Origin of the sequence: Labrenzia sp. PO1, assembly GCF_012273635.1 — a bacterium.
In the GTDB taxonomy this organism is placed as follows: domain Bacteria; phylum Pseudomonadota; class Alphaproteobacteria; order Rhizobiales; family Stappiaceae; genus Roseibium; species Roseibium algicola.
This window is the reverse complement of the sequence record NZ_JAAXCR010000003.1, coordinates 107,381-132,191: the sequence shown is the minus strand read 5'-3', so window position 1 is coordinate 132,191 and position 24,811 is coordinate 107,381. Positions and strand designations below refer to the sequence as shown.

The 24,811-nt window shown below is 58.2% G+C and carries 18 protein-coding genes; 1 reads left to right on the top strand and 17 read right to left on the bottom strand.

Translation table 11 applies throughout. The features are described from left to right. Window positions 1-5: 5 nt before the first annotated feature. Genes atzF through HCG46_RS15580 form a run of 5 tightly spaced genes read right to left on the bottom strand, consistent with a single transcriptional unit; the run spans window position 6 to window position 7,029 of the window. Window positions 6-1,844: an allophanate hydrolase gene (gene atzF / locus HCG46_RS15600; RefSeq protein WP_168686762.1), complete on the bottom strand. Its 1,839-nt coding sequence runs from the start codon at window positions 1,842-1,844 to the stop codon at window positions 6-8. A 21-nt stretch (window positions 1,845-1,865) separates the two neighbouring features. Further along, window positions 1,866-3,497, bottom strand: a complete 1,632-nt coding sequence (locus HCG46_RS15595; protein WP_168686761.1) for an ABC transporter ATP-binding protein — start codon at window positions 3,495-3,497, stop codon at window positions 1,866-1,868. Between the two features lie 11 nt (window positions 3,498-3,508). Continuing rightward, window positions 3,509-4,399, bottom strand: coding sequence for an ABC transporter permease (locus HCG46_RS15590; RefSeq protein ID WP_055654508.1), 891 nt, complete (start codon window positions 4,397-4,399; stop codon window positions 3,509-3,511). Continuing rightward, the gene (locus HCG46_RS15585) at window positions 4,396-5,421 is read right to left on the bottom strand and encodes an ABC transporter permease (protein ID WP_022998448.1); all 1,026 of its coding nucleotides are present in this window, start codon (window positions 5,419-5,421) and stop codon (window positions 4,396-4,398) included. The genes HCG46_RS15590 and HCG46_RS15585 overlap by 4 nt, the downstream gene beginning before the upstream one ends. A 3-nt stretch (window positions 5,422-5,424) precedes the next feature. Continuing rightward, the gene (locus HCG46_RS15580; RefSeq protein WP_168686760.1) at window positions 5,425-7,029 is read right to left on the bottom strand and encodes an ABC transporter substrate-binding protein; all 1,605 of its coding nucleotides are present in this window, start codon (window positions 7,027-7,029) and stop codon (window positions 5,425-5,427) included. A gap of 123 nt (window positions 7,030-7,152) precedes the next feature. Between HCG46_RS15580 and HCG46_RS15575 the strand changes: the two genes are divergently transcribed. After that, window positions 7,153-8,067 carry a LysR family transcriptional regulator gene (locus HCG46_RS15575; protein ID WP_022998446.1) on the top strand — a complete coding sequence of 305 codons (915 nt, stop codon included), beginning with the start codon at window positions 7,153-7,155 and terminating at the stop codon, window positions 8,065-8,067. Window positions 8,068-8,151: 84 nt separating this feature from the next. Here HCG46_RS15575 and dnaE read toward each other — a convergent pair whose 3' ends face one another. The 12 genes from dnaE to nuoK form a co-directional block, all read right to left on the bottom strand. Continuing rightward, window positions 8,152-11,628 (bottom strand): DNA polymerase III subunit alpha, encoded by a 3,477-nt coding sequence (gene dnaE / locus HCG46_RS15570; protein ID WP_168687183.1) that lies wholly within the window; start codon window positions 11,626-11,628, stop codon window positions 8,152-8,154. A gap of 536 nt (window positions 11,629-12,164) precedes the next feature. Further along, entirely contained in the window at window positions 12,165-12,881 is a 717-nt protein-coding gene (locus HCG46_RS15565) for an ABC transporter ATP-binding protein (protein WP_022998443.1), read from the bottom strand. Window positions 12,882-12,892: 11 nt separating this feature from the next. Beyond that, window positions 12,893-14,197 carry a lipoprotein-releasing ABC transporter permease subunit gene (locus HCG46_RS15560; RefSeq protein ID WP_022998442.1) on the bottom strand — a complete coding sequence of 435 codons (1,305 nt, stop codon included), beginning with the start codon at window positions 14,195-14,197 and terminating at the stop codon, window positions 12,893-12,895. Between the two features lie 124 nt (window positions 14,198-14,321). Further along, entirely contained in the window at window positions 14,322-15,650 is a 1,329-nt protein-coding gene (gene proS, locus HCG46_RS15555) for a proline--tRNA ligase (RefSeq protein WP_031268416.1), read from the bottom strand. Between the two features lie 561 nt (window positions 15,651-16,211). After that, window positions 16,212-16,502 carry a DUF1467 family protein gene (locus HCG46_RS15550; protein WP_168686759.1) on the bottom strand — a complete coding sequence of 97 codons (291 nt, stop codon included), beginning with the start codon at window positions 16,500-16,502 and terminating at the stop codon, window positions 16,212-16,214. Window positions 16,503-16,505: 3 nt separating this feature from the next. After that, window positions 16,506-16,910 (bottom strand): methylmalonyl-CoA epimerase, encoded by a 405-nt coding sequence (mce, locus tag HCG46_RS15545; RefSeq protein ID WP_006934701.1) that lies wholly within the window; start codon window positions 16,908-16,910, stop codon window positions 16,506-16,508. Between the two features lie 44 nt (window positions 16,911-16,954). Then, window positions 16,955-18,640: a ribonuclease J gene (locus tag HCG46_RS15540; protein WP_055654514.1), complete on the bottom strand. Its 1,686-nt coding sequence runs from the start codon at window positions 18,638-18,640 to the stop codon at window positions 16,955-16,957. 42 nt (window positions 18,641-18,682) lie between these two features. Next, window positions 18,683-19,456: a biotin--[acetyl-CoA-carboxylase] ligase gene (locus tag HCG46_RS15535; protein ID WP_075282115.1), complete on the bottom strand. Its 774-nt coding sequence runs from the start codon at window positions 19,454-19,456 to the stop codon at window positions 18,683-18,685. 8 nt (window positions 19,457-19,464) lie between these two features. Next, window positions 19,465-20,904 carry an NADH-quinone oxidoreductase subunit NuoN gene (gene nuoN / locus HCG46_RS15530; protein WP_062488658.1) on the bottom strand — a complete coding sequence of 480 codons (1,440 nt, stop codon included), beginning with the start codon at window positions 20,902-20,904 and terminating at the stop codon, window positions 19,465-19,467. A 22-nt stretch (window positions 20,905-20,926) separates the two neighbouring features. Then, the gene (locus HCG46_RS15525; protein ID WP_022998436.1) at window positions 20,927-22,453 is read right to left on the bottom strand and encodes an NADH-quinone oxidoreductase subunit M; all 1,527 of its coding nucleotides are present in this window, start codon (window positions 22,451-22,453) and stop codon (window positions 20,927-20,929) included. After that, window positions 22,453-24,456 (bottom strand): NADH-quinone oxidoreductase subunit L, encoded by a 2,004-nt coding sequence (gene nuoL / locus HCG46_RS15520; protein ID WP_055654518.1) that lies wholly within the window; start codon window positions 24,454-24,456, stop codon window positions 22,453-22,455. Before nuoL ends, HCG46_RS15525 begins: the two co-directional genes overlap by 1 nt. Before the next feature lie 6 nt (window positions 24,457-24,462). Beyond that, window positions 24,463-24,771 carry an NADH-quinone oxidoreductase subunit NuoK gene (gene nuoK / locus HCG46_RS15515; RefSeq protein ID WP_006934707.1) on the bottom strand — a complete coding sequence of 103 codons (309 nt, stop codon included), beginning with the start codon at window positions 24,769-24,771 and terminating at the stop codon, window positions 24,463-24,465. Window positions 24,772-24,811: the final 40 nt, after the last annotated feature.

The window sequence follows — 24,811 nt, the reverse complement described above, 5'->3', positions numbered from 1 at the left end:
AAAGTTCAGCTTGCATGCGCGGTCAGCTTCTCGTCCGAGACATCCGGCTGGGAAACGGAAGCAACCACTGACGAAAGATAAGTTCGCCAGGAACTCAGTTCGGTGATTTCAACAGCCCCTTCAACTGCATGTCCTTCACACAAAAATCCCTTTACGTCGGTTCCATCTTCCAGCTTGACCGTGCCGATGCACAGCGGTGCCGGAATACCCGTCATGAAACTGCCGAAGGTCTCAAGCGGCATTGCCCAGACCTCCACATTGATTGATCCGCCCGCACCGGCCCCAACCTGCACAAGGCCCGGCCGCTTCGGAGGCCCGCCTGCAAGCGCAAAGAAACGGTATTCCGGTGCTGTCTTGCTGGATTTTACAAAGCGTGCGCCGTGAGAAATCAGCTCCTTGTTTAGCGGCAGTCCCGACATGTGGGCGCCGCAGACCGCAACAGCTATTTCACCGGCAGCGATCTCGCTTGTGGTCAGCGCAGGTTTCTGCCGAGCCCAGGTCGTTGCTCCAAGCGGCCCCGCTTCGACTGTAGAGGCAAGCGCGGCGGCGGCTGCATCCTGACCGCAGCGGGCCAGAACGGTCAGGCTTCCAGGCCGGCCGTCCTGTCGCAAACCTGTTGGCACGGCAATACCGCAAAGATCTAGAAGGTTTACGAAATTCGTGTAGGTGCCAAGGCCTGAATTCGGGCCAATGGGGTCAGCGGTAATTTCTTCTACCGAGACGAATGTCGGTATCGTCGGAACGCAGAGGAAGTCGGTCTCTGCCAAAAGCTCATCACATATCCGGCGCAGATCCTGCAGCTTGTAAAGTCCACGGAATGCGTCGACAGCAGTCAAGGAAAGACCCGGTTCGATAATTGCGCGCGTCGTCGGATGAAGCGTCTGCGGCGCATCAATCAGACGATTACCGACAGCAGCTGTACGTTCCGCGACCCAGGCCCCCTCGTAGAGCAGGCTAGCGACATCGTAAAACGGCTGAAAATCGATTTCCTGCACAACGGCCCCCTGCGTGCGCAGCGATGCGATCGTTGCCCTGAAATGGTCCGTCTGAGCCATGTCACCGAAGGTTTTCAGTGAAGCGTCGTCAGGGGCCGCGATCCTTACAGTTCCCTGACTGGCAGACATTTGCTGGACCGGCAGCTGCCTGGAATAGGCATCTGCCGGGTCGTAGCCTGCAGCAGTCTCGAATACGGCCCATGCGTCCGCAACAGTCATGGCAAAAATCGAGATCGTATCGAGGGTCCGGCATGCAGGGACCAGACCTGAGCCGGACAGAACGCCCAGGCTTGGTTTGAGCCCCACAATGCCGTTGAGGGCTGCCGGCACACGCCCGGACCCGGCCGTGTCGGTTCCCAGCGAGAAACACGCGAACCCGTGGGCAACAGCAACGGCCGAGCCTGAGGAAGAGCCACCAGGAACGATTTCCGGATCCACCGCGTTCAATGGCACGGGGTATGGCGTTCTCACTCCGACGAGGCCAGTCGCGAATTGATCGAGATTGGTCTTGCCAAGACAAATTGCGCCCGCTTGCCGAAGACGTCCAACGACAAAAGCATCGCTATCAGCGAAATACTCGAAATCCGGGCACGCCGCAGTCGTCGGCATGCCAGCCACGTCGATATTGTCCTTGGCCACATAGGGAATTCCCCAAAGGGGCCGACCCTCGGGATTGCCAAGACTACGGGCCTCAGCAAGTGCCGTTTCTCGTGCCTGGTGAATGAAGATTCCCGGGTCGCCGGTGGCATCAAGCCGCCTGAAGGCTTCTTCGATCACGGCCTCAACAGACAAGCCTTCGGCGTAGGCCTGCCGGAGCCCGGCGAGCGTGAAGGGAAGTTCGCGGATCATGTCTAGTCCTTCCAAAATGTCTTAGGCGGCGGTTTTGCGCGCCGGAGCCTGTGGCGCAGCCGTAAGCAATTCGCGAGTGTACGGGTTCTGGGGCGTATCCATGACTGTCTCGACGGCTCCCGCTTCAACAACTTTGCCGCCCTTCATGACGACGACATGGTCGCACAGCAGACGCACGACATTGAGATCATGGCTGACGAAAAGGTAACTCATGCCAAGCCGGGCCCGCAGGTCTGCAAGCAGGTTCAGGACAACGGCCTGAATGGAAACATCCAGAGCGGCAGTCGGCTCATCAAGGATCAGGAGATCGGGATCCGGGGCGATTGCCCTGGCTATGCCGACGCGCGCCTTCTGCCCCCCTGACAGCTGGTGTGGAAACCGATCAAGAAGATGGCTCGGCAAGCCTGTCAATGCGGCCAGCTCTTCCACCCGTTCGCCCAAGTGGACGCCTTTCAATCCTGTCAAACGCTTCAAGGGTTCGGCTATCGACTGACGGGCGGTATGTCTGGGATTGAGACTGTCCGTCGCATCCTGGAAGACCATCTGGATTTTCTGCCGCAGTGGATGCCGGGAGAAGTTCTCCGACGGGAGCTTGGCAATATCCTCCCCCCTGAAAAGCAGGTGGCCTGACGTTGGATCAAGCAGTCGCACGATCATGGAAGACGTGGTGGATTTTCCGCAGCCGGATTCGCCGACCAGTCCCACGCTTTCGCCTTCGCGAATGGTGAAGCTGATGCCCTTGACGGCGTACACCGGACCGGATTTGCCCTGGTAGGTCTTGGTCAGGTTGACGACTTCCATCATTGGAGAATTGCCGATTGTCCGTGCGGCCAGCGGTGCGCGTTGATCTTCCGGCAGCAATGAACGAATGCTGGCTCCGCGCCGCGGCGTCGCGTCCACCAGTTTTCTGGTATAGGCATGTCGAGGGTTTGAAAACAGGTCCGCCGGCTTGCCCTCCTCCACAATGACACCGTCCTTCATCACGACGATGCGGTCGCAATATTCGGACGCCAGGCCGAGATCGTGCGTAATCAGGATCGACGACATTTCGCGCGCCCGAACAAGATCATCGACAAGGTCCATGACGGCCTTTTGGGTGGTGATGTCGAGGCCGGTGGTCGGCTCGTCCGCGATGAGAAGCTTGGGGTCACAGGCAAGCGCAATGGCAATCACGACGCGCTGGCACATGCCCCCTGAAAGCTCGAAGGGATAGGCTTCGTAACGCTCAGCAGCCTCGTTGATCTTCACCGCCTCCAGTGCCTCGATTGCCTTTGCTTTCGCATTTTGCCTGGTCGCCCGGCCATGCTGGCGAAGGACGTCCTCAAGCTGGTGCCCAACCTTCCGAATGGGATTGAGTGCGGCACGCGGGTTCTGAAAGATCATCGAGATCTCCCGACCGCGGATTTCACGCATGTCGCGCTCCGCCGCCTGTTTGAGATCGATACCGTCATATACCGCCTCACCGGATTTTATCCGGCCACCGGCGTCCAGAATGCGCATCAGGGCATAAGATGTAACGGATTTTCCCGATCCGCTTTCCCCGACTATGCCCAGACGTTCGCCCTTGGCCAGGTCGAAGCTGATACCCTTGACTGCCTGAACGTCACCGCGGCGCGTCTTGAAGGCAACTTTGAGATCCTTGATGGTCAGCATGGCAAAGCTCCTCAGGTCCGACGACGCGGGTCGACGATGTCGCGAAGACCGTCTCCCATCAGGTTGAAGGTAAAGACTGCCAGCATCAGCCAGAGCCCCGGAAACAACGCCAGCCACCACTCGCCGGACACGATGAAATTCGCGCCTTCAGCAACCATGATGCCCCACTCCGGTGTGGGCGGACGAACACCAAGGCCGATAAAGGACAATCCGGCCGCGTTCAAAATGGCCCACCCCAGATTGAGCGAGACCTGCACCATCATCGGCGGCAGGGCATTCGGGAATATGTGAAACGCCAGCACCCTGGTATCCGAATTGCCGGCAAGCTTTGCGGCAAGCGTGAAGCCGGCTTCCCGCCGGATGTTGACCTCCGCACGAACAAGACGGGCGTAGAACGGAATGTTGATGATCGCAGTGGCCAGAATGATGTTGGAAATCGAATTCCCGAGCGCCGCCACAATGCCCATGGCCAGCACGAACAATGGAAAGGCCATGATGGTGTCGAGAAACCGGTTGAGCACTACGTCCAGCCAGCCTCCACGGTAACCCGCCACGGCACCAAGGACCGAACCGATGACGAAGGAAAGCGCGACAGCGGACACTGAGATGATCAGATCAAGGCGCGTTGCAACGATCACCCTTGAAAAGACATCGCGGCCAAGATTGTCGGTTCCGAACCAATGAGACCAGCTGGGGGCCTGCAATGCATTTGCCGCATTCGTCTGCAGCGGATCGTAGGGAACCAGTGCAGGTCCGAGCAGTGCTGATCCGATGAAAAAAGCGAACATGGCGAAAGACAGGGCCGTGACCGGATTTTCCCGAAGGACATAGATCGTATGGGCCAGCGCACCGGAGCCGGTCTTCCGTTCCGCGACGGTTGGAGGCAACGTCGTATCACTCATTTCGAAGATGTCCCGAAACGTGGATCAATCAGCGAATAGGACAGATCGATCAACAGGTTGAGAATGACGAACAGCAATGCCATCGCCAGAACGAACCCCTGAACCGCGGCGTAATCGGAAACCACAAGCGCCTCGACCGCATAGGACCCGATGCCTGGCCAGGCGAAGACCTTCTCGACCAGCACATTCGCCCCAAGCACAAAGGAAAACACCATGCCCAGCGTGGTCACGACCGGAAGCAGGGCGTTGCGGAAGGCGTAGCCGTAAAGCACCATCCCTGGCCCGAGACCTGCTGCGCGTGCGGTCCTGACATAGTCGGCCGCCAGTGCAGACAGCATCGCCGCTCGCGTCATGCGCGCGATCGGGGCAAGGGTGAAGAGGGCTAGCGTCGTTGCTGGCAAGACCAGCTGCTTCAGCGCTCCGAACCAGGTTTCCCAATCTCCGGCAATTGCAGCGTCGATCAGGAAGAACCCGGTTATCCTGGGCGGATCAAGATAGATGAAATCGAGCCTTCCGAGGGGCGACGGAGCGATGCCCAGGAGGTAATAGAAAACGTAGATCAGGACGATGCCGGTGAAGAAGGTCGGCAGAGATACGCCGGCGGTGACAAGTATCCGGCATAGCTGGTCAATCCAGGTTCCCGGCCGTGTCGCTGCCAGAACGCCGAGTGGAACGGCTATCAGGCAGGACAGGATCAGGGCGGACAGCGTCAATTCGAGCGAGGCCGGCAGTCGGGACGCAAGTTCCGTCGCAACGGGCCGGCCGGTTGAAACCGACTGGCCCAGATCTCCCTGCAGCAGATCTCCTACATAGATCAGGAACTGCTCCGGCAACGGTTTGTCGAGGCCCAGAGACCGTCGAACCTCTTCGATGGATTCAGGCGTTGCCGCAGCTCCGGCAAATTGCACTGCTGGGTCACCGGGCAAGGCACGGGTGAGGATGAAGCTGATCACCACAACGCCTATCAGAACCGGTATCGCCTGCAGAATGCGGTTAAGCGTAGCTGAGCTGCGACGCGCCATGACCTAGCTCTCCACGTTCGTCAGAGAGCGGACATCGAGCTGGCGGTGGAACCAGAACTCGTAACCGTCGGCACTGTTGACCGCGACGTTGAGCGCCGGCTGATAAAGCGGAATCCTCGGCAGGTCTTCCATCGCGATCTCGAACATCCGCTTGATCTTCGGCGCGTACTCAGGATCGTCCTGCGCCATGTGAAGCGTTTCCGAGGTCAGGGTCTCGATTTCCTCGTTTCGATAATTCGAGGAATTGAAAAGGTTGCCTTCCTGATACGCCCAGAAGAAGTAGTAGTCGGGTGTGTCCAGCCAGCCGCCGAAGTTTTCAAGATGTAGTGGCAGGCGCTTTTCCACGAGCACCGCCGTGCGCCAGTTTGCCCCGGGGATCTTCTCGATTTCCGTCTTGATGCCGAGTTTGCCGAGACTTTCCTGGATCAGCAGTGCAGTTGGCTCCATCCAGGATGCAAGGTCTGTGCTGATCGACAGAGGGACTTCGAAGCCATCAGGATAGGCAGATGCCGCAAGCAACTCCTTGGCTTTCTCCATGTCATGGCTATAGGGCGACTTACGTGGCCAGGAGGTGTCTTCAATGGTCTCGCTACCGCCCCACAACGGTGCGCCGCGGCCGTAAGCTGCAGTATCGAAGATGTCCTTGTAGGGAATCGCGTAGGCGATAGCCTTGCGCACATTCGGATCCTGGAAAGGCTCGAAAGTGTAATTCAGGCCTACCACATGCATGGTGTTGGCAATCGGTGTGGAATACACCTTCACCTTTTCAGCGAGCTCAGCAGCATCCTTATCCGGTATGTCGAAGGACACCTGCACATCACCACGTTCGATCAGGGCGCGGCGGGTTGCCGGACTCGGCACTTCTCGAACAATGATTCTGCGAACCTTGGGCAAAGGTCCACCAGCCCATTCGTCAAAGCGTTCGTAAACGATCTGCTGGCCGGAATCCCAACGGGCAACCTTATAGGCCCCGGACCCGGCAGGTGTCGTGTGAAGATACTCAGTCGCCCAGGGATCATCGGCTGTCGCATGTTCCTTGGCGACTTTCGAATTGATGACGAACGGCACAGGAACTGCCAGATCCGGCAAGGATAGCTTTGATGGCTTGTCGAGCTTGACGACAAAGGTTTCCTCATCGACGGCTTCAAACTGATCCGGCCGCACAAGGCCGCCAGCTTTCATCTGCGTGCTCGGGAACCCGCCAACTGACACTGCCCTGTCGAAAGACCATTTTACATCCTCAGCGGTCACCTTGCTGCCGTCCCAGAAAACGGCGTTCGGCTTCAGCTTGAAGGTAATGGTCAAACCGTCGTCGGAAATTGTCCAGCTTTCCGCGAGTTCCGGTTCCAGCTTCGAATAGTCGAAGGAAACGCTGCCATCTTCCAGGGTCTTGCTGCCGAACGTAATCAACCGGTCATAACTGTTGATGGCAACCTGATAGCTGGCCCTGTTGGTACCGGTACGGTGAAGATCCAGACTGTTGATGGTCTGACCGGTCACCGCCACCAGTGTATCGCTTGCGGCGAAGGCAGACAGGGACCGGGAAAACGGGAGGGCGCCGACGACGGCAGCTCCGGCTTTGAGGAATTCGCGTCTGTGTAGGGACATGTTCGGAAACTCCGCTGTGCGATTGGCTTTCCGAAGCTTGCAGGTGTTTTCTGTTTCCGAAAAATGCTATAAATTCACAGATGCGATGAAAAAAATGCAACACTATAAACAAAGCCTATTGAAATGAGACACTTATACACGTTTCAGCTCATTGAGGCTGTCGCCCGAGCGGGCTCCATCAGAAAAGCGGCGGAAGACATGAACCTGACCGCCTCGGCGCTCACGCGTCGGGTGCAAAGGTTCGAGCAGGAGTTTGGCGCACAGCTGTTTGAGCGCCTACCGAAGGGCGTACGTCTCAACCCTGCGGGAGAGCTTCTTCTCCACCACTACCGCGCAAGCCTTTCAGACCTTGCTCGTGTGCAGAGCCAGGTCGCGGATCTTGCAGGTGAACGCAGAGGGCACGTTTCCATCGCCTGCTCGCAGGCCATGGTTCCTTATTTCCTGCCCGAGCAGATCGCCCGGTACCGGCGTGATCATCCGGGCGTCACGTTTTCGGTCAACGTCAGGGACAGAACCCAGGCCGAGCAGGAACTCGTGTCCTATTCCAGCGACCTGGCACTGGTGTTCGAGCCAGTCTATCTGGTGGATTTCGAGGTGCTTCATGTCATCCCGCAGGAGGTTTATGCGGTCATGGCAAGCGACCATCCACTGGCAAAAAAAGCGGAGGTGCGCCTGCGGGATTGTCTCGATGTGCCCCACGTCGCCCCGACAACCAAATATGGTGTCAGGCATCTGCTGGACTTTGCTGCCCGGCGCGGCAGTCGCCGCGTTTCTCCCGCTGTCGAAACCGAAAGCTTCGACCTGATCCGGCACTACGTTCTTTGTGAGAAACTGATCGGCTTCCAGATCCCTCTGGGGCTCAGAGAGCAGGATGACGGCTCGCTGGTTTTCAAACCGATCTCGAGCAAGGACCTGCCACCCGGGAACCTAATTCTGGGCCAGATGCGCGGGCGGACACTTCCCGTGGCTTCAGCGCGCTTTGCGTTGCAGCTGGCCACTGCGCTCAAGGACTATCACAGCGCGCGAATCGGCAACTGACAGAGCGAGCATTTTCAGGACCATTGAAACCCAAGCGCACCAGCGCTCCCGTAGTGAAATCGCATTGTTGGCGCCCCTGGACGCTCACGCCACCTGTACGTCCGTTACACCTGGCACTGCCTTGAGCGCGCCCGCAATTTCCGGTGACAGGCGGAACCGGCCGGGGAGCTTGACCTCCACTTCCCGTGCGCCGTTTTCCAGAAGCACAATCACCGTCACGTCGCCTTCACCCCTCACCTGCAACTGCTTTGCAAGGCTCGGGATCGGACGTTCATCACGAACAAAGACACGCATGCTTTTCTGCAGGCGGGCTGCGACCTGATCGATCGGATCAACCTGTTCGATTCGAAGGGAGGGTTCGTCGTCGCGCATGTCGGCCCCGACGAGCACGACAACGGAACGTCCAGCCTGCAAGGCATCCCGGAACTGTTCGAGTTTCTCACGGAAGAGCAACGCCTCATACTGGCCCGTAGCATCGGACAAGCGAACGATACCCATGCGATTGCCGGTCTTGGTCTTGCGTTCCTGCATGGACACAACGGTGCCGGCAAGCCGGCCGTGAGACGCCCCCTTCTTGACTGCTTCCGAAAACTGGCTCCACGGCTGTGCCCGCATCTTTTCCAGCACGGAGGCGTATTCGTCGATCGGATGCGCTGACAGATAAAACCCGATCGCCGAGTGTTCCCGCTGCAGCTTCTCTTCGTTTGTCCAGCCATGGACATCATCCAGCTGCAAGGGTTCTTCGCTGTCGCTGCCGCCAAAAAGCTCGTCTTGGCCGAGCGTCTTGTTTTCCTCGGTGCGTTGAGCCAGGCCCATGATCCGTTCGAGGCCTTCAAAAACCCGTGCCCGGTTGGGCTCAAGCTCATCGAATGCTCCGGCGGCCACCAGGTTTTCAAGCGTTCGCTTGTTGAGGGCCTTGGGTGAAATCCGACGCGCAAAATCGCCAAGGCTCTTGAAAGGCTTGTCGCCCCGAACCTCAACAATGTGTTCAACCGCCTGCTCGCCGACACCCTTGATCGCGCCCATCGCGTAAAGGATCTTGCCGTCGGCAACGTCAAAATAGACCTGCCCGCGGTTGATTGACGGCGGCTCGATCTCGATCTTCATGCGCCGACATTCCTGCCGGTAGTCGCCCAGTTTTTCCGTATTGCCCAGATCCAGTGTCATGGAAGCGGCCATGAACTCGACCGGGTGGTTCGCCTTGAGCCAGGCCGTGTGATAGGAGACGAGTGCATACGCCGCAGCGTGCGACTTGTTGAAGCCGTAGTTGGCGAACTTCGCCACAAGATCGAAGATTGTTCCGGCGTGGCTCTTGTTGATCCCACGTTCCACCGCGCCGTCGACAAAACGCGCCCGCTGGACTTCCATTTCCGCGGCAATCTTCTTACCCATGGCGCGGCGCAGAAGGTCAGCTTCACCGAGAGAGTAGCCGGACAGAACCTGCGCAATCTGCATCACCTGTTCCTGGTAGACGATAATGCCGTTCGTCTCCATCAGGATGGGTTCAAGCAGGGGATGCAGGCAGTCCGGGTCCTGTTCGCCGTGCTTCACCGCGTTGTAGACCGGGATGTTCTCCATCGGTCCGGGACGATACAAAGCCACAAGGGCAATGATGTCTTCGAACCGGTCGGGTTTCATGCCTGCAATCGCGCGGCGCATGCCCTGACTTTCCAGCTGGAACACGCCAAACGTTTCGCCGCGCGCCAGCAGCTTGTAGGTTTTCTCGTCGTCGATCGGCAGGGCTGCGACGTCGACATCGATACCGCGCCGTTCAATCAGCTTCACCGCCGTATCGATAACCGTCAGTGTCTTCAGGCCGAGGAAGTCGAACTTAACAAGTCCGGCGTCTTCCACCATCTTCATGTTGAACTGGGCGACCGGCATGTCGGAACGCGGGTCTCGGTAGAGCGGCACCAGCTGTTCCAGGGGCCTGTCACCGATGACAACGCCCGCAGCGTGCGTGGAAGCGTGCCGGTAAAGGCCTTCGAGCTTCTGAGCCATGCCCAGCAGCCGCTCGACGATTTCCTCTTCCTTGGCTGCCTCGCGCAGGCGTGGCTCTTCCTCGATCGCCTGACCAAGCGTTACAGGATTTGCCGGGTTGGCAGGAACAAGTTTGCAGAGCCGGTCGACCTGGCCATAAGGCATTTGCAGCACGCGGCCGACATCGCGCAACACGGCACGGGCCTGAAGCGATCCGAAGGTGATGATCTGCGCGACCTGCTGCCGGCCGTATTTTTCCTGAACATAACGGATCACTTCTTCACGTCGGGTCTGGCAGAAGTCGATATCAAAGTCAGGCATCGAAACGCGTTCAGGATTGAGGAAGCGTTCGAACAGCAGCGAGAACCGCATGGGATCGAGGTCGGTAATGGTCAGGGACCAGGCAACCAGGGACCCCGCACCGGACCCGCGACCCGGGCCGACCGGAATATCCTGCCCTTTTGCCCATTTGATGAAGTCGGCAACGATCAGGAAGTACCCGGGAAACTTCATGCGCTCGATGATGCCGGTCTCGTAGTCGAGACGGTCCCAGTAGTCCTTCTCCTCAAGACCCGGCGCCAGTCCATGCGCATCAAGGCGCGCCTGCAATCCTTCGCGTGCCTGGCGGATCAACTCTTCCGCTTCTGCCTTCTCCGCTTCTTCCGGATCCGCATCTGCACCGGCAAACCGGGGCAGGATCGGCGCGCGCTTCAACGGGCGGAAGCTGCAGCGCCGGGCAATTTCTACCGTTGAGACAAGCGCCTCTGGCAAATCCGCAAAGAGCGCGCACATTTCCGCGCGGCTTTTGAAGTAGTGCTCCGGTGTCAGGCGTCTGCGGTCATCCTCGATCAGCACCCTGCCCTCGGAGATGCAGATCAGTGCGTCATGAGCTTCATAGTCTTCGCGCTTGGGAAAGAAGGCTTCGTTGGTGGCGACCAGTGGCAGCCCGTATTCGTAGGCCAGATCGAGAAACGCATCTTCGGTCTTGCGCTCGGCTTCCATGCCATGGCGCTGGATTTCCACGTAGCAACGACCGGGAAAACGGTCCGCCAATGTTTCCAACCGGCTTTTTGCAAGGTCCTTGCGTCCGGCAAGGAGCGCAGCCCCGATCGGCCCTCCGACACCACCGGTCAGAATGATAACGCCTTCGGACTTTGATAGAAGATACCCGGAGGAAACGTGTGGCCTTAGACCGGTTTCCGTGTCGAGGAAGGCCCGAGAACTCAGCTCCATCAGATTGCCGTAACCGGCCTCTGTCATGGCGAGAAGAACAACGTCCGAAAGCGCAGGTTCCCCTCTCCGCCCGCTTTCAAGTCCATCGTCGAAAAAGACGGAAAGCTGACACGCTGCAATCGGCTGAATTCCGGATCCCCACGCTTTGGTTGCAAATTCCTGCGCGCCAAACAGATTGTTGGTATCGGCAATCGCCAGCGCCGGCTGGTCATCGGCCTTGGCGAGGTCGAGAAGCTTCTTGATCGGCAACGCACCTTCCAGAAGCGACAACGCCGAATGGACCCGGAGGTGAACATAGCCGGGACCGCTTGCCTCACTGCCGGCATTTTCTGACGAACCGGAAGACAGAGAATTATTGGGATCTGTAGCAGACATGGCGGCTCTCATAACATCTTCCAGAATCAGCGCTCAAGTGAAGCGTGTTCGGAATAGCGTGTCGAGACGCCGAAGGAGTTGTTACCGCTGTTCTTTGTAATCCTGACTTCGCATCACACCGCAGTGGACTGAGTCCAGGAACTCAAAAAACGCACTGGCACCATTTGCCGAAACAACGACCGTTCAGCAGAGATTGATCAGCCGACGGACAGAAGCACGTCGCCCCAGACAGCGAGCGTCGTGCAGAAGCAAACCATTGCACCGAAAGCGGCAAAATCACGAGCGATATGGATCATCACATCCTCCAACCGTTGCTAATTGCGTAACTGGATGATGTTCCATTTTTGTTCCTATTGCAAGCCCTTTTTGTTCCCCTTGTCATCAAGCAAATCAAATTTGCTGAAAACTTAGGGTTTTTGCTTTGTTCTTCTGGAGAACGGTAGCCCTGAGGAGCCCGCTCACATGGGGTAGAAACAATTTTTTGGCTTGGCTTGTCTGACTGGAAAAACCTAGAGGTCCCTGACCAGGCCTTCGGACAGCGTTATTGCCCTGTCCATACGGCCCGCCAGTTCCAGGTTGTGAGTTGCGAACAGCGTCGCAACACCGGACGCCCGCACCAATGCCTGCAAGGCGTCGAATACATAGCCTGCAGTGTTGGGGTCCAGATTTCCCGTCGGTTCATCCAGAAGAAGGATACGAGGCGCATTCGCAACTGCACGGGCAACGGCAACGCGCTGCTGCTCCCCGCCGGAAAGCTCCGAAGGGCGATGGCTGCCACGCTCACCGAGACGCATGTATTTCAAAAGTTCGTCTGCTCTCTCCGCTGCCATCTTTCGCGGCAAGCCACGGATCATCTGTGGCATCATCACGTTTTCCTGCGCGGTAAACTCCGGCAGCAGGTGATGAAACTGATAGACGAACCCGATGTCGTTACGCCGGATGGCCGTGCGCTCATCATCAGACAGATCCGAACAGTTGACCGGTCCCAGGAAGACATCGCCCTCGTCCGGGCGCTCCAGCAAACCTGCAATATGCAAGAGGGTCGATTTGCCGGTTCCGGAAGGCGCCACCAGGGCAACCATCTCACCGGCCTCGATGCGCAGATCGGCGCCGTTCAGGATATGAAGTTCGCGATTACCCTCGTCGAAACTGCGGGTAATGCCAGACAATTGCAGGGCGGCGGGCGCCAGTCCCGGTGCCTGGTTGGGGTCAACGGCCATGTTCATCTCCCGTCTCCCTATTCATATCTGAGGGCTTCAACGGGGTCGAGCCGCGCAGCCCGCCACGCAGGATAGACCGTCGCCAGCAGTGACAACGCAAGCGCCATGACAAGCACTGTTATCGTCTCTCCGGAGTCAATCTCCGCGGGCAGCTGTGACAAGAAGTAGAGCGTCGGATCGAACAGTTCCGTCCTGGTAAGCCAGGAAACGAATTGACGGATGCTCTCGATGTTCAGGCAGACCAAAAGTCCGAGGAAGAAGCCGGCGAAAGTACCCACGAAGCCGATGCTGGCGCCTGTTATCAGGAAGATCCGCATAATCGACCCACGCGTCGCGCCCATGGTCCTCAAAATCGCAATGTCCTTGCCCTTGTCCTTTACCAGCATGATCATGCCGGAAACGATATTGAGCGCCGCAACCAGGACGATCAGCGTCAGGATGATGAACATCACGTTCCGCTCCACCTCAAGGGCTGCAAAGAAGGTGACATTGCGCTGGCGCCAGTCGGTTACGAAAGCCGGCCGATCCGCAGCCTCCTCGATCGTGTCCTTCATGATACCGACCCTGTCGGGGTCAGCGACATAAACTTCGATACCGGTCGCCTTGGTATCCATGTTGAAATAGGCCTGCGCCTCTTCCAGTGGCATGAACAGGAAGGTCGCGTCGTATTCACTCATGCCGATTTCGAAAATGGCGGTAACCGGATAGGCCTTCAACCGCGGCGTAACGCCCATGGGGGTCACACTACCACGCGGTGAGATAATGGTGACATTGTCACCAAGGGTGATGCCGAGCTGTTGCGCCATGCGCGAACCGATGGCAACCCCCTCGCCCTCGTCGAACCCGTCAAGGGTTCCGGCCCGCACATTGTTCGCGATAAGCGGCACACGGCGCAGATCGCTTTCGTAAAGGCCGCGAACGAGCGCTCCGAAATTCCCTGCAGGCCCGGAAACCAGCGCCTGGCCTTCCACAAAGGGCATCGCACTGACCACATCCGGCACACCCTGCAACCGGGCGGAAACCGCATCATAGTCCGTCAGTGGCTGGTCGATCGGCTGAACCAGCATATGACCGTTGATCCCCAGGATCTTGCCGAGAAGCTCCGTCCGGAACCCGTTCATCACTGCCATCACGATGATCAGCGTTGCCACGCCAAGCATGATGCCAGCAAAGGAAAAGCCTGCAATGACGGATATGAAGGTTTCGCGGCGCCTTGATCGCAGGTAGCGCCCTGCAATCATCCATTCAAATGCGGAAAAGGCGCGTGTCGGGGCTGCCGGTTTGCGACCGTCGTCAATGTCCGCCGTATCTACCGCTGTCATTGTCCATCCAGTTCAGCACAGCCCCAAATTCAGCACAGCCCACCTACCGAAATATTTCCGGCAGGCCGGCTGGCCGCAGCAGACGCCGCGACCGAATCCCCACACAGAGGATCACCGGACTTGGTTAGTCCGTCAATGCCGCCGTCAGCTTGTTCAAGGTGGCTTCCGGAGAAAGCATTTCCTTTTCCCCAGTTGCCCGGTCCTTGACTTCCAGCAAACCGTCTTTCAGTCCACGCGGCCCGGCAACGACCTGGAACGGCAAGCCAATCAGATCCATCGTCGCGAACTTGGCACCGGCCCGGGTGTCCGTATCGTCGTAAAGAACCTCGATGCCGGCAGCTTCAAACTTGGCATAGAGATCTTCACACACCGGATCCGTCAGCTCGTCACCCGGCTTCAGATTGACCAGCCCGACATGGAACGGCGCGACGGATTTCGGCCAGACGATTCCATTTTCATCATGATTGGCTTCGATCAAGGCGCCAAGAAGGCGTGAAACGCCGACACCGTAGGAGCCCATGTGGACCGGCACTTCCGTGCCTTCTGCAGTCGCTACCTTGGCACCCATCGCATCGGAATACTTGGTACCGAAATAGAAGATATGACCGACTTCGATACCACGAGCCGACACCCGGGTGTCTTCAGCGAGTGCACCGAAGGCGGCTTCGTCGTGCATTTCGTCCGTTGCCGCGTAGGGCGTCGTCCATTCGGTCACGATCGGCGTCAGGTCGGAGGAGAAGTCCGTATCTTCCGCAGGCGTCGGCAGCTCCAACAACGACTTGTCGCAGAACACTTCGCTTTCACCGGTGTCGGCAAGAATGATGAACTCGTGGCTCATGTCGCCGCCGATCGGGCCAGTGTCGGCTTTCATCGGGATCGCCTTCAGCCCCATGCGGGCGAATGTGCGCAGGTACGCGACAAACATCCGGTTATAGGCGTGGCGGGCCGATTCCTTGTCCAGATCGAAGGAATAGGCATCCTTCATCAGGAACTCCCGGCCGCGCATGACACCAAAGCGCGGGCGCACCTCGTCACGGAACTTCCACTGGATGTGATAGAGGTTCAGCGGCAGGTCCTTGTAGGATCGCACGTAGCCACGAAAGATGTCGGTGATCATCTCCTCGTTTGTCGGCCCAAACAGCATGTCCCGCTCGTGACGGTCGGTGATGCGCAGCATCTCCTTGCCATAGGCATCATACCGCCCACTCTCACGCCACAGATCGGCTGACTGGATCGTCGGCATCAGCAACTGGATCGCGCCTGCCCTGGCCTGTTCTTCTTCCACGATCCGTTCGATCTTGCGCAGGACCTTCAACCCAAGTGGCAACCAGGAATAGATTCCGGCGGACTGCTGACGAATCATGCCGGCACGCAACATCAGCCGGTGGGACACGATTTCCGCTTCCTTGGGTGTTTCTTTCAGTATGGGCAGAAAGTAACGGGAAAGACGCATGAATGTTCTCTCAATCTTGGGCATCGCCTGTTTTGTGCGCAGTCAAAGCGCAAGCAGCCACCAAATACAAGCCCTTTGCGCAGGCATGCCTGCCTTATACAGAAATGACGGCAAAATAGCGCGCAAATGCAGGTATTTGCTGAGGTTTGCCGCCTAATTTTTTGCCAGCTTCAGAACTAAGGTCTTAGTACCAATTGCCGCCAAGGAAATAGGCAAGCAAAAAAAATAGCCTGTGCACGACAAATAGGTGACAAGGCTGAATCAATCCGCTAGTTTCCATCTTCATAACAAAAAGATGCCTTGGCAGAAATGCCAAGAGGCTCAAGGACATCGCGGTCTGAGTCTTGGGAGGAAGGACCCTCAGGCGCACCTTTTGGTTTGCAGCCGCCCAGCTGTACGGGAATACCGGACGGTAAGGGTACAGGGTCGAATTTAGACGCGGAACTTTACAAAGGCAGAGCTTGGCTCTGCCTTTTTTCTTTGCGGAATAGCGTCAGTTTTCTTGCAACCGGGCGGACTTGTCGTGGGATCCGAACAAATATGCCCCGGGAGGCGCACCCGTCAGTTGGACGGGTGACTGTAGCTGCCGGTTGGCGGGTTGAGGAACGGAATGTCGTCCAGGCCGAATCCCGAGTTGCGCATACCGAGGTATCCGGCAAAAACCACAGAGGTCACGATGGTGGTCAGGATGATTACCCGACGGAATCGCGGCTGCTCGGGAGCGCTTGGCTCGGTTCCTGGTACAACCTCGCCTGCTTCCTCCTGCGTCCGGCGCATGCCGAACGGCAGGATGGCAAACAGAATGATCCACCAGAGCATGAAATAGATGGCCATGCCAAACGCGATGGACATGAATTAAGCCTCTTCCAGTTCAGTCAAGGTACCGAGAAAGTCCTTGGGATGCAGGAACAGCACAGGTTTGCCATGCGCCCCTATCTTCGGTTCACCGTCGCCGAGTACCCGGGCCCCATCTGCCAGCAGCTTGTCACGCGCGGCAATAATGTCATCGACCTCGTAGCAAACGTGGTGAATGCCACCTGAGGGGTTCTTTTCCAGGAACTTTGCAATGGGAGAATTCTCGCCAAGCGGCTCAAGCAGCTCGATCTTGGTGTTCGGCAAGTTGATGAACACCGTGCTGACGCCGTGGTCCGGCTGCTCTTCCCTGGCTGAAACCTCTGCACCGAGAGTGTCCCGGTAGACTGCCGTTGCTGCTTCGATATCCGACACCGCAATGGCGACGTGATTGAGCCGTCCGATCATTTGCAAACCTCCGCTGTCAGCGGCCACTCAGGCCGCCGCGATGACTATAGTTGGGTCACCATCACCTTGCAGAGCGTCTTTTTGCCCCAGACGTTCAGGATCTCGGACCGGGCTGCACGGCGCGCAGCCTCCGCAACCAGATCCTTGTCCTTGCGCCGGTTCTTCGGGATGCTGGTAACAGCGCCCCTGACAGCCTTGATGACGATATCCTCCATCGGATCACCTTCATCATCCGTGTCCGGCAAGCCCAACAGGACAACATTTGGGTCGTCCAGCAGCTCCCCGGATCGGTTGACCACCAGCGCGATCACCGCAGCGCCCGCAAACGAAAGCTTGCGCCGTTCCTTGACGCCGGTGACTTCCGGATCGTCCAGAATATCGCCGTCTTTCACCAGGATGCCTGACGGCGCCTCGTCGATGATGCCGGCACGCCCCGCACTCAGGCGGATAATGTCCCCGTTCTTGCCGCGCACCACTTCAGGCACCCCGAGGTCCTTTGCGAACGCAGCGTGGGCGGCAAGATGCAACGGTTCCCCGTGGACGGGAAGCACGACTTTCGGCTGGACCAGTTTGTAAAGCTGCTCCAGCTCGCCCCTGCGCGGGTGACCGGACACATGCACAAGGGCGTCACGGTCGGTGATGATGTCGACATCCTTGTCGGCAAGGTTGTTCAGTACCTCACCAACGGCTTTCTCGTTGCCGGGGATCGTGCGCGAAGAAAAGATGACCATATCGCCCTTTGACAGCGCGATGTTGCGATGGTCGCCGGCTGCGATCCTGGCAAGGGCAGCGCGGGCTTCGCCTTGCGATCCCGTGCACAAAAGCACGGTCTTTTCCCGCGGCAGGTAGCCATAGGCCTCTTCATCGTGAAACGGCTTCAGTCCATCCAGATAGCCAAGCTCTCCGGCAACCTCGATCACCCGGTGCATCGAGCGGCCGACAATCACCATGTCGCGGTCGTTCGCGGCGGCTGCTTCCGCAATCGCCCGAATGCGCGCGACGTTGGATGCAAAGGTGGTGACCGCAATTCGCTTGCTGGCCTTTGCCATAACTTTTTTCAGCTCGACAGCAACATCTGCCTCGCTGGGGCTGACACCGTCACGAATTGCATTGGTACTGTCACAGACAAGCGCCATCACCCCTTCCCGGCCGAGCTCGGCAAGCCGGTCCAGATCGATGGGAAGGCCGACGCCAGGCGTCCTGTCGATCTTCCAGTCGCCGGTGTGCAGCACCATGCCGGCAGGCGTGCGGATCGCCAGCGCGCAGGGCTCCGGAATGGAGTGCGCCATCGCAACAAATTCGACATCAAACGGACCAATCTTGTGGCGCTCGCCCTGCTTCACCACCGTCACCGGAACCTCCTCTGCTCCCGGCTCGCTTTCCGTCTTGGCTGCGAGCAGACCGGCAGTGAAGGCCGTTGCATAGACCGGTACCTTCAGGAAGGGCCACAGATGCAGGATCCCGCCATAATGGTCTTCATGTGCGTGGGTAATCACCATGCCGGCGATATTGTCGACTTCATCTTCCAGGAACTTGATGTCCGGAACGACTACATCGATGCCCGGAAGCTCCGGTCCGGCGAAACTCACACCACAGTCGACGATCAGCCATGTCCGGTCATCTTCCGGACCATAGCCGTACAAACCGAGGTTCATGCCGATTTCGCCAACCCCGCCCAGGGGCAGAAACACGATGTCGTTGTTGTTGTTGTTTTTCTTGGCCGAAGCCATGGATTGCTCCTTTAAACGTCAGATCGGGCAACGGCCCGGCGCTCAAGCGCCAGGCAAAAACACATCACCCGCATAAATCGTTCGCTCACCGCCACCATCCTGTTTCAGGACCAGGTGGCCGCGCGCGTCCAAATCGGCAAAAGTGCCGGTAATTTCTTCCTGGGCAGTCCGAACCGTTATGGTCTTGCCCAGATGTGCCGCCCGTTTCAGCCAGGCTCGGCGAATTCCTTCAAAGCCGCCCGGTTGCTGCCAGCGAGACAGGTTGTCCGCCAGCGTCTCCGCAAGACATTCGAACAACCGTTCAGCTGTTACCTGATAGCCCAAGCTCCTGAGATCCGTCGCCTGATACAAGGACAACGGCGGGTGGGAAACACAATTGACACCGAAACCAAGGACAACTGCCTGCCGGCCATCGTTAAGCGTTTCAGCCTCCAGCAGGATGCCGGACAGTTTCGAGCCCTCTACAAGCAGGTCGTTTGGCCATTTCAGGCTTACCAGTTGCAGTGTACCTGCGGCTTTGTCAACGGCTTCCGCCAATGCAACGGCAGCAGCAAGCGGCAATTCGCCGATCCGTTCAGCCGGTTTTGGGTCGATCAGAAGCAGGCTGGCGAACATGTTGCCTATCGGTGAGGACCAGTCACGCCCGCGGCGCCCACGACCTGTGGTCTGCTCGTCTGCCCTGATCCACAGATGACCGGCGTCCCCTTGCCGTGCCTTGTCGAAACACAGCGAATTCGTGGAGCCGACAGTTTCCAGCTCCACAAAGCGAAAGTCCGGCGCACCTGGCGCCGGACGTTCATGTCCATAACTTGTCATGCGATCGATCAGAACAGCGACTGGGCAGCAGAGCTGGCCGCGCTGACGATCTGTCCCGGTGCCAGCCAGAAGAAGATCACGAAAACACTCGACAGGCCCAGTACCACGCGCAGCTCCATCGGCATGGCCTCGAAACCTTCAACAGGTTCGTCGAAGAACATGACCTTTACGATCCGCAGGTAGTAATAGGCACCTACCACCGACGCGACCACGCCGATCACGGCCAGCGGGAAGAGACCAGCCTCGACGGCCGCGCTGAACACGTACCACTTGCCGAAGAAACCGACCAGCGGCGGAATACCGGCGAGCGAGAACATCAGCAGACCCAGCAGGATTGCCATCGGCAGGTTTGTCTGGGACAGCCCGGCCAGATCGCCGATCTCCTCGACCATGCCATCCTTGCGGCGCATGGACAGGATGCAGGCGAAGACACCAAGCGTCATGCCCATGTAGGCGATCATGTAGAAAATGACGCCTTCGACACCTGTCTGGGTGCCGGCAGCAAGACCGACGAGCGCGTAGCCCATGTGACCAATGGACGAATAGGCCATCAGTCGTTTCAGGTTGTGCTGACCGATAGCCGCGAAGGCTCCGAGTACCATCGATGCGATCGACACGAACACGATGATCTGCTGCCAGTCGTTGGTAACCGGCTGGAAGGCCTCGATCACGATCCGGACCAGCATGCCCATAGCGGCAACTTTCGGTGCAGCGGCGAGGAATGCGGTAACCGGGGTTGGCGCCCCTTCATAGACATCCGGCGTCCACATGTGGAACGGAACCGCGGAAATCTTGAAGGCAAGACCGGCAAGAATGAAGGTCAGGCCGATCACCAGTCCGATGGAAGCGCCATCGTGGGACAGCGATTCCGCGATACCCTCGAAGGCCACCTGCCCGGTGAAGCCATAAACCAGCGACATGCCATAGAGCAGCATGCCCGACGACAGCGCACCCAGCACGAAGTACTTCAGGCCGGCTTCGGTCGAGCGCACGCTGTCCCGGTTGATGGCGGCAACGACGTAGAGCGAAAGGCTCTGCAGTTCCAGGCCGAGATAAAGTGCGATCATGTCATTCGCCGACAGCATCAGCATCATGCCGAGCGTCGCAAGAACGATCAGGATCGGATACTCGAAATGGTCGAAGGACTGGCTCTTGGCGTAGGCCCAGGACATGGCGATGGCAAAGAACGAACCTGCCAGCACCAGGAGTTTGAGCAAGTAGGCGAAATCGTCCAGAACGAACGAACCGCCGAACGTTTCACCAAAGGCCGGCACGAACAGAAGCACCAGGAAGGTGCCGCCGAGCAGGCCCATTGCTCCACCGAAGACGGCGTAGCTGACGCGCTTGCCGCCAAAGGCGCCGATCATCAGCAGCACCATGGCTCCGAGGGCCAGGATGATCTCCGGCAGAACCGGCTTGAGATCTGGCAATAGGGTCAATTCAGACATAGCTCTGTCTCGTCCTCGAAACCTAGTGGGCCGCCGCGGCAGACGCTGCGTGCTGGACAACGCCAGCCGCGTCGAGCGCCGCGGTGTATTGATTGATGAGATTGTCGACCGCACCCTGGGTCACATCCAGAATCGCCATCGGATAGAAGCCGAAGAAGATCGTCAGGATGATCATGGGGATCAGGATAACCTTTTCCCTGAGGTTCAGGTCGAGGATCGACTTGAGGCTTTCCTTCTCCAGCGCGCCGAAGACGACGCGGCGATAGAGATAGAGCGCGTAGGCAGCTGACAGGATCACACCGGTGGTAGCAAAGAACGCCACCCACGAATTGACCTGGAACGCCCCCATCAGCGTCAGGATTTCCCCAACGAACCCGGAAGTACCTGGCAGGCCGACGTTGGCCATGGTGAAAATCAGGAACGCAACCGCATACTTCGGCATCCGGTTGACCAGACCGCCATAGGCAGCGATCTCGCGGGTATGCATCCGGTCGTAGATAACGCCTACACAAAGGAAAAGCGCACCGGAGACAATGCCGTGGGAAAGCATCTGGAAGATACCACCCTGCACACCCTGCTCCGTCATCGTGAAGATGCCCATGGTCACGTAGCCCATGTGTGCGACCGATGAATAGGCGATCAGCTTCTTGATATCTTCCTGGGCGAGCGCCACCAGCGACGTGTAGATGATCGCAACCACAGACAATGTGAACACGAAGGGTGCGAACATGTCGGATGCAAGCGGGAACATCGGCAGGGAGAAGCGCAGGAAGCCGTAGCCGCCGAGCTTCAGGAGCACGCCCGCCAGAATGACGGAACCGGCGGTCGGTGCTTCCACGTGTGCGTCCGGCAACCAAGTATGCACCGGCCACATTGGCATCTTCACGGCAAAGCTCGCGAAGAAGGCCAGCCACAGCCATGTTTGCATCCCGCCCGGGAACTGATGCGCCAGGAGCGCTTCAATGTTGGTGGTGCCTGCGTTCCAGTACATCGCCATGATCGCGATCAGCATCAGCACCGAGCCGAGCAGCGTGTACAGGAAGAACTTGTAGGATGCATAGACCCTGCGCGCACCGCCCCACACACCGATGATCAGGAACATCGGAATGAGGCCAGCTTCGAAGAACACGTAGAACACGACCAGGTCCAGCGCGCAGAAGACGCCGATCATCAGCGTTTCCAGAACGAGGAAGGCAATCATGTATTCTTTTACCCGCTTCTGCACGCTGTCCCAGGAGGCCAGGATGCAGAACGGCATCAGGAAGGTCGTGAGGATCACGAAGAGGACGGAAATACCGTCAACGCCCATGCGGTAGCTGATGTTGCTTCCAAGCCATTCCCGGTGTTCCACGAACTGGAAGCCGGAGTTGGCGTAGTCGAAATTGCCCCAGATGAACAGCGACAGGAGGAAGGTCACCGAGGTGGTCACAAGAGCGACCATCCGGATGTTCTTCTTGCTGCCCTCGTCATTCCCCGGAACCAGGAGAATGAAGAGCACGCCCAGCAGCGGCAAGAACGTCGTGAGTGACAGAATTGGCCAGTCAATCATTAGTGTGCACCCCCGCCGGTGCCTGCACCGGTGAACATCGACCAGGTGATAAGCGCAGCCACACCGATCAGCATCGCAAATGCATAGTGATAGAGATATCCGGTCTGCAGGCGGACGACCCAGGCGGTCACATTCTGAACACGGGAAGCAACACCGTTCGGGCCATACCCGTCGATCACGGTGCCATCGCCCTTCTTCCAGAGGACCCGGCCGAGCCACATGGCAGGACGGATAAAGATGAAGTTATAAAGCTCGTCGAAGTACCACTTGTTGAGCAGGAACTGATAGAGGCCGGAATGGCGCTCCGCCAGCTGCTTCGGCATTTCCGGAGAGCGGATGTAGAACTGGTAGGCAACCAGGAAGCCGAGCACCATCATGACGAACGGGGACACCTTCACCCAGCCAGGAACTTCGTGCATGGCATGCAGGATGTGGTTGGTTTCACTGTTGAACAGTGCGCCCTTCCAGAACTCTGCATAACCTTCGCCGTAGAACGAACCGTAGAAGACCATACCCGCCAGCACAGCGCCGATGGACAGGATGAACAGCGGCACGGTCATCACCAAAGGAGATTCATGTACGTGTTTCATCACATCGACAGGCGCACGCGGCTTGCCGTGGAAGGTCATGAACGTCAGGCGCCAGGAATAGAACGACGTCAGCGCAGCAGCGATAACGGTCATCCAGAAGCCGTAGAGGGCCATCGGATTGGCGTGTTCACCCACGGAACCGGCAAAGGCTGCCTCGATGATCGCATCCTTGGAAATGAAGCCGGCGAAACCGATATGGGTGAATGGAATGCCCACACCCGTCAGGGCCAGCGTTCCGATCATCATCGTCCAGTAGGTAATCGGAATATGCTTCCGAAGACCACCCATCTTGCGCATGTCCTGCTCGTCGGAAACGGCGTGGATCACCGAACCGGCGCATAGGAACAGCAGCGCCTTGAAGAAGGCGTGGGTGAACAGGTGGAAGATACCGATCGAATAGGCGCCGACGCCAAGTGCAACGAACATGTACCCGAGCTGCGAACAGGTCGAATAGGCGATCACGCGCTTGATGTCGTTCTGCACCAGACCGACAGTTGCAGCGAAGAAGGCCGTCGTTGCACCAAAGAACACGATGACCGTCAGCGCGGTGTGCGAAAGTTCCATCAGCGGTGACAGACGTGCCACCATGAAGACACCGGCGGTCACCATCGTCGCGGCATGGATAAGCGCGGACACGGGTGTCGGGCCTTCCATGGCGTCCGGCAACCAGGTGTGCAGCAGGAACTGCGCCGACTTGCCCATGGCCCCCATGAACAGCAGCAGGCAGACAACCGTCATCGCTGCATGCGGATCAAGATGGTAGCCGAGGAAGGTCATCACCTCGCCGTGCTCCTGGATGAAGGACGGCGCGTCGTTGAAGATGGTGGTGAACTCGATGCTCTGGAACAGGTAGAAGACGCCGAAGATGCCGAGCGCAAATCCGAAGTCACCAACGCGGTTGACGACGAATGCCTTGATGGCGGCCGCATTTGCGGACGGTTTCTGATACCAGAAGCCGATCAGAAGATAGGAGGCAAGGCCCACACCTTCCCAGCCGAAGAACATCTGCAGAAGGTTGTCTGCCGTCACCAGCGACAGCATCGCGAAGGTGAAAAGCGACAGATAGGCGAAGAAACGCGGCCGATGCGGGTCATGGTGCATGTACCCGATGGAATAGACATGCACGAGCGCGGACACAGTGGTCACGACGATCAGCATCACGGCGGTCAGCGTGTCGACCCTGATGGACCAGGACACCTTCAGGTCACCGGTATCGATCCAGCGGAACAGATCGACGATCTGCATTTCCGAGCCGCCGAGCCAGAACCCGAAGAAAGTGATCCAGGACAGCAGCGCAGCGAGGATCAGGAGACCACTGGTAATATATTCACTGGCCTTGGCGCCGATGGCGCGGCCGAAAAGACCGGCGATCAGGAAGCCGATCAGCGGCAGGAACAGGATTGCGGAATACATCAGCTCCTACCCTTTCATCACGTTGACGTCTTCCACGGCGATGGAGCCGCGGTTCCGGTGGAAGACCACCAGGATCGCAAGGCCGATGGCGGCCTCTGCGGCAGCCACGGTGAGAACCAGCATGGTGAAGATCTGGCCCATCATGTCGCCGAGGAACGACGAAAAGGCGACAAAGTTGATGTTCACCGACAGCAGCAGCAGTTCGATAGACATCAAGATAACAATCACGTTTTTCCTGTTCAGGAAGATCCCGAAGATCCCGATCGTGAACAGGATCGCCGCGACCGACAGATAGTGCGACAGACCGATTTCCATGGGCGCCTCGCCGTGCTCCCCTCGTTTACCCCAACCGGAA

What these genes read in the sequence shown, in the direction of transcription:
- HCG46_RS15535 (WP_075282115.1), bottom strand. Translation starts at nt 19,456, where the DNA reads ATGACAAGTTATGGACATGAACGTCCGGCGCCAGGTGCGCCGGACTTT.
- HCG46_RS15580 (WP_168686760.1), bottom strand. Translation starts at nt 7,029, where the DNA reads ATGTCCCTACACAGACGCGAATTCCTCAAAGCCGGAGCTGCCGTCGTC.
- proS (WP_031268416.1), bottom strand. Translation starts at nt 15,650, where the DNA reads ATGCGTCTTTCCCGTTACTTTCTGCCCATACTGAAAGAAACACCCAAG.
- HCG46_RS15590 (WP_055654508.1), bottom strand. Translation starts at nt 4,399, where the DNA reads ATGAGTGATACGACGTTGCCTCCAACCGTCGCGGAACGGAAGACCGGC.
- HCG46_RS15585 (WP_022998448.1), bottom strand. Translation starts at nt 5,421, where the DNA reads ATGGCGCGTCGCAGCTCAGCTACGCTTAACCGCATTCTGCAGGCGATA.
- HCG46_RS15575 (WP_022998446.1), top strand. Translation starts at nt 7,153, where the DNA reads ATGAGACACTTATACACGTTTCAGCTCATTGAGGCTGTCGCCCGAGCG.
- HCG46_RS15565 (WP_022998443.1), bottom strand. Translation starts at nt 12,881, where the DNA reads ATGAACATGGCCGTTGACCCCAACCAGGCACCGGGACTGGCGCCCGCC.
- HCG46_RS15550 (WP_168686759.1), bottom strand. Translation starts at nt 16,502, where the DNA reads ATGTCCATCGCGTTTGGCATGGCCATCTATTTCATGCTCTGGTGGATC.
- nuoL (WP_055654518.1), bottom strand. Translation starts at nt 24,456, where the DNA reads ATGTATTCCGCAATCCTGTTCCTGCCGCTGATCGGCTTCCTGATCGCC.
- nuoK (WP_006934707.1), bottom strand. Translation starts at nt 24,771, where the DNA reads ATGGAAATCGGTCTGTCGCACTATCTGTCGGTCGCGGCGATCCTGTTC.
- HCG46_RS15595 (WP_168686761.1), bottom strand. Translation starts at nt 3,497, where the DNA reads ATGCTGACCATCAAGGATCTCAAAGTTGCCTTCAAGACGCGCCGCGGT.
- atzF (WP_168686762.1), bottom strand. Translation starts at nt 1,844, where the DNA reads ATGATCCGCGAACTTCCCTTCACGCTCGCCGGGCTCCGGCAGGCCTAC.
- HCG46_RS15525 (WP_022998436.1), bottom strand. Translation starts at nt 22,453, where the DNA reads ATGATTGACTGGCCAATTCTGTCACTCACGACGTTCTTGCCGCTGCTG.
- HCG46_RS15560 (WP_022998442.1), bottom strand. Translation starts at nt 14,197, where the DNA reads ATGACAGCGGTAGATACGGCGGACATTGACGACGGTCGCAAACCGGCA.
- nuoN (WP_062488658.1), bottom strand. Translation starts at nt 20,904, where the DNA reads ATGTCTGAATTGACCCTATTGCCAGATCTCAAGCCGGTTCTGCCGGAG.
- mce (WP_006934701.1), bottom strand. Translation starts at nt 16,910, where the DNA reads ATGATCGGACGGCTCAATCACGTCGCCATTGCGGTGTCGGATATCGAA.
- HCG46_RS15540 (WP_055654514.1), bottom strand. Translation starts at nt 18,640, where the DNA reads ATGGCTTCGGCCAAGAAAAACAACAACAACAACGACATCGTGTTTCTG.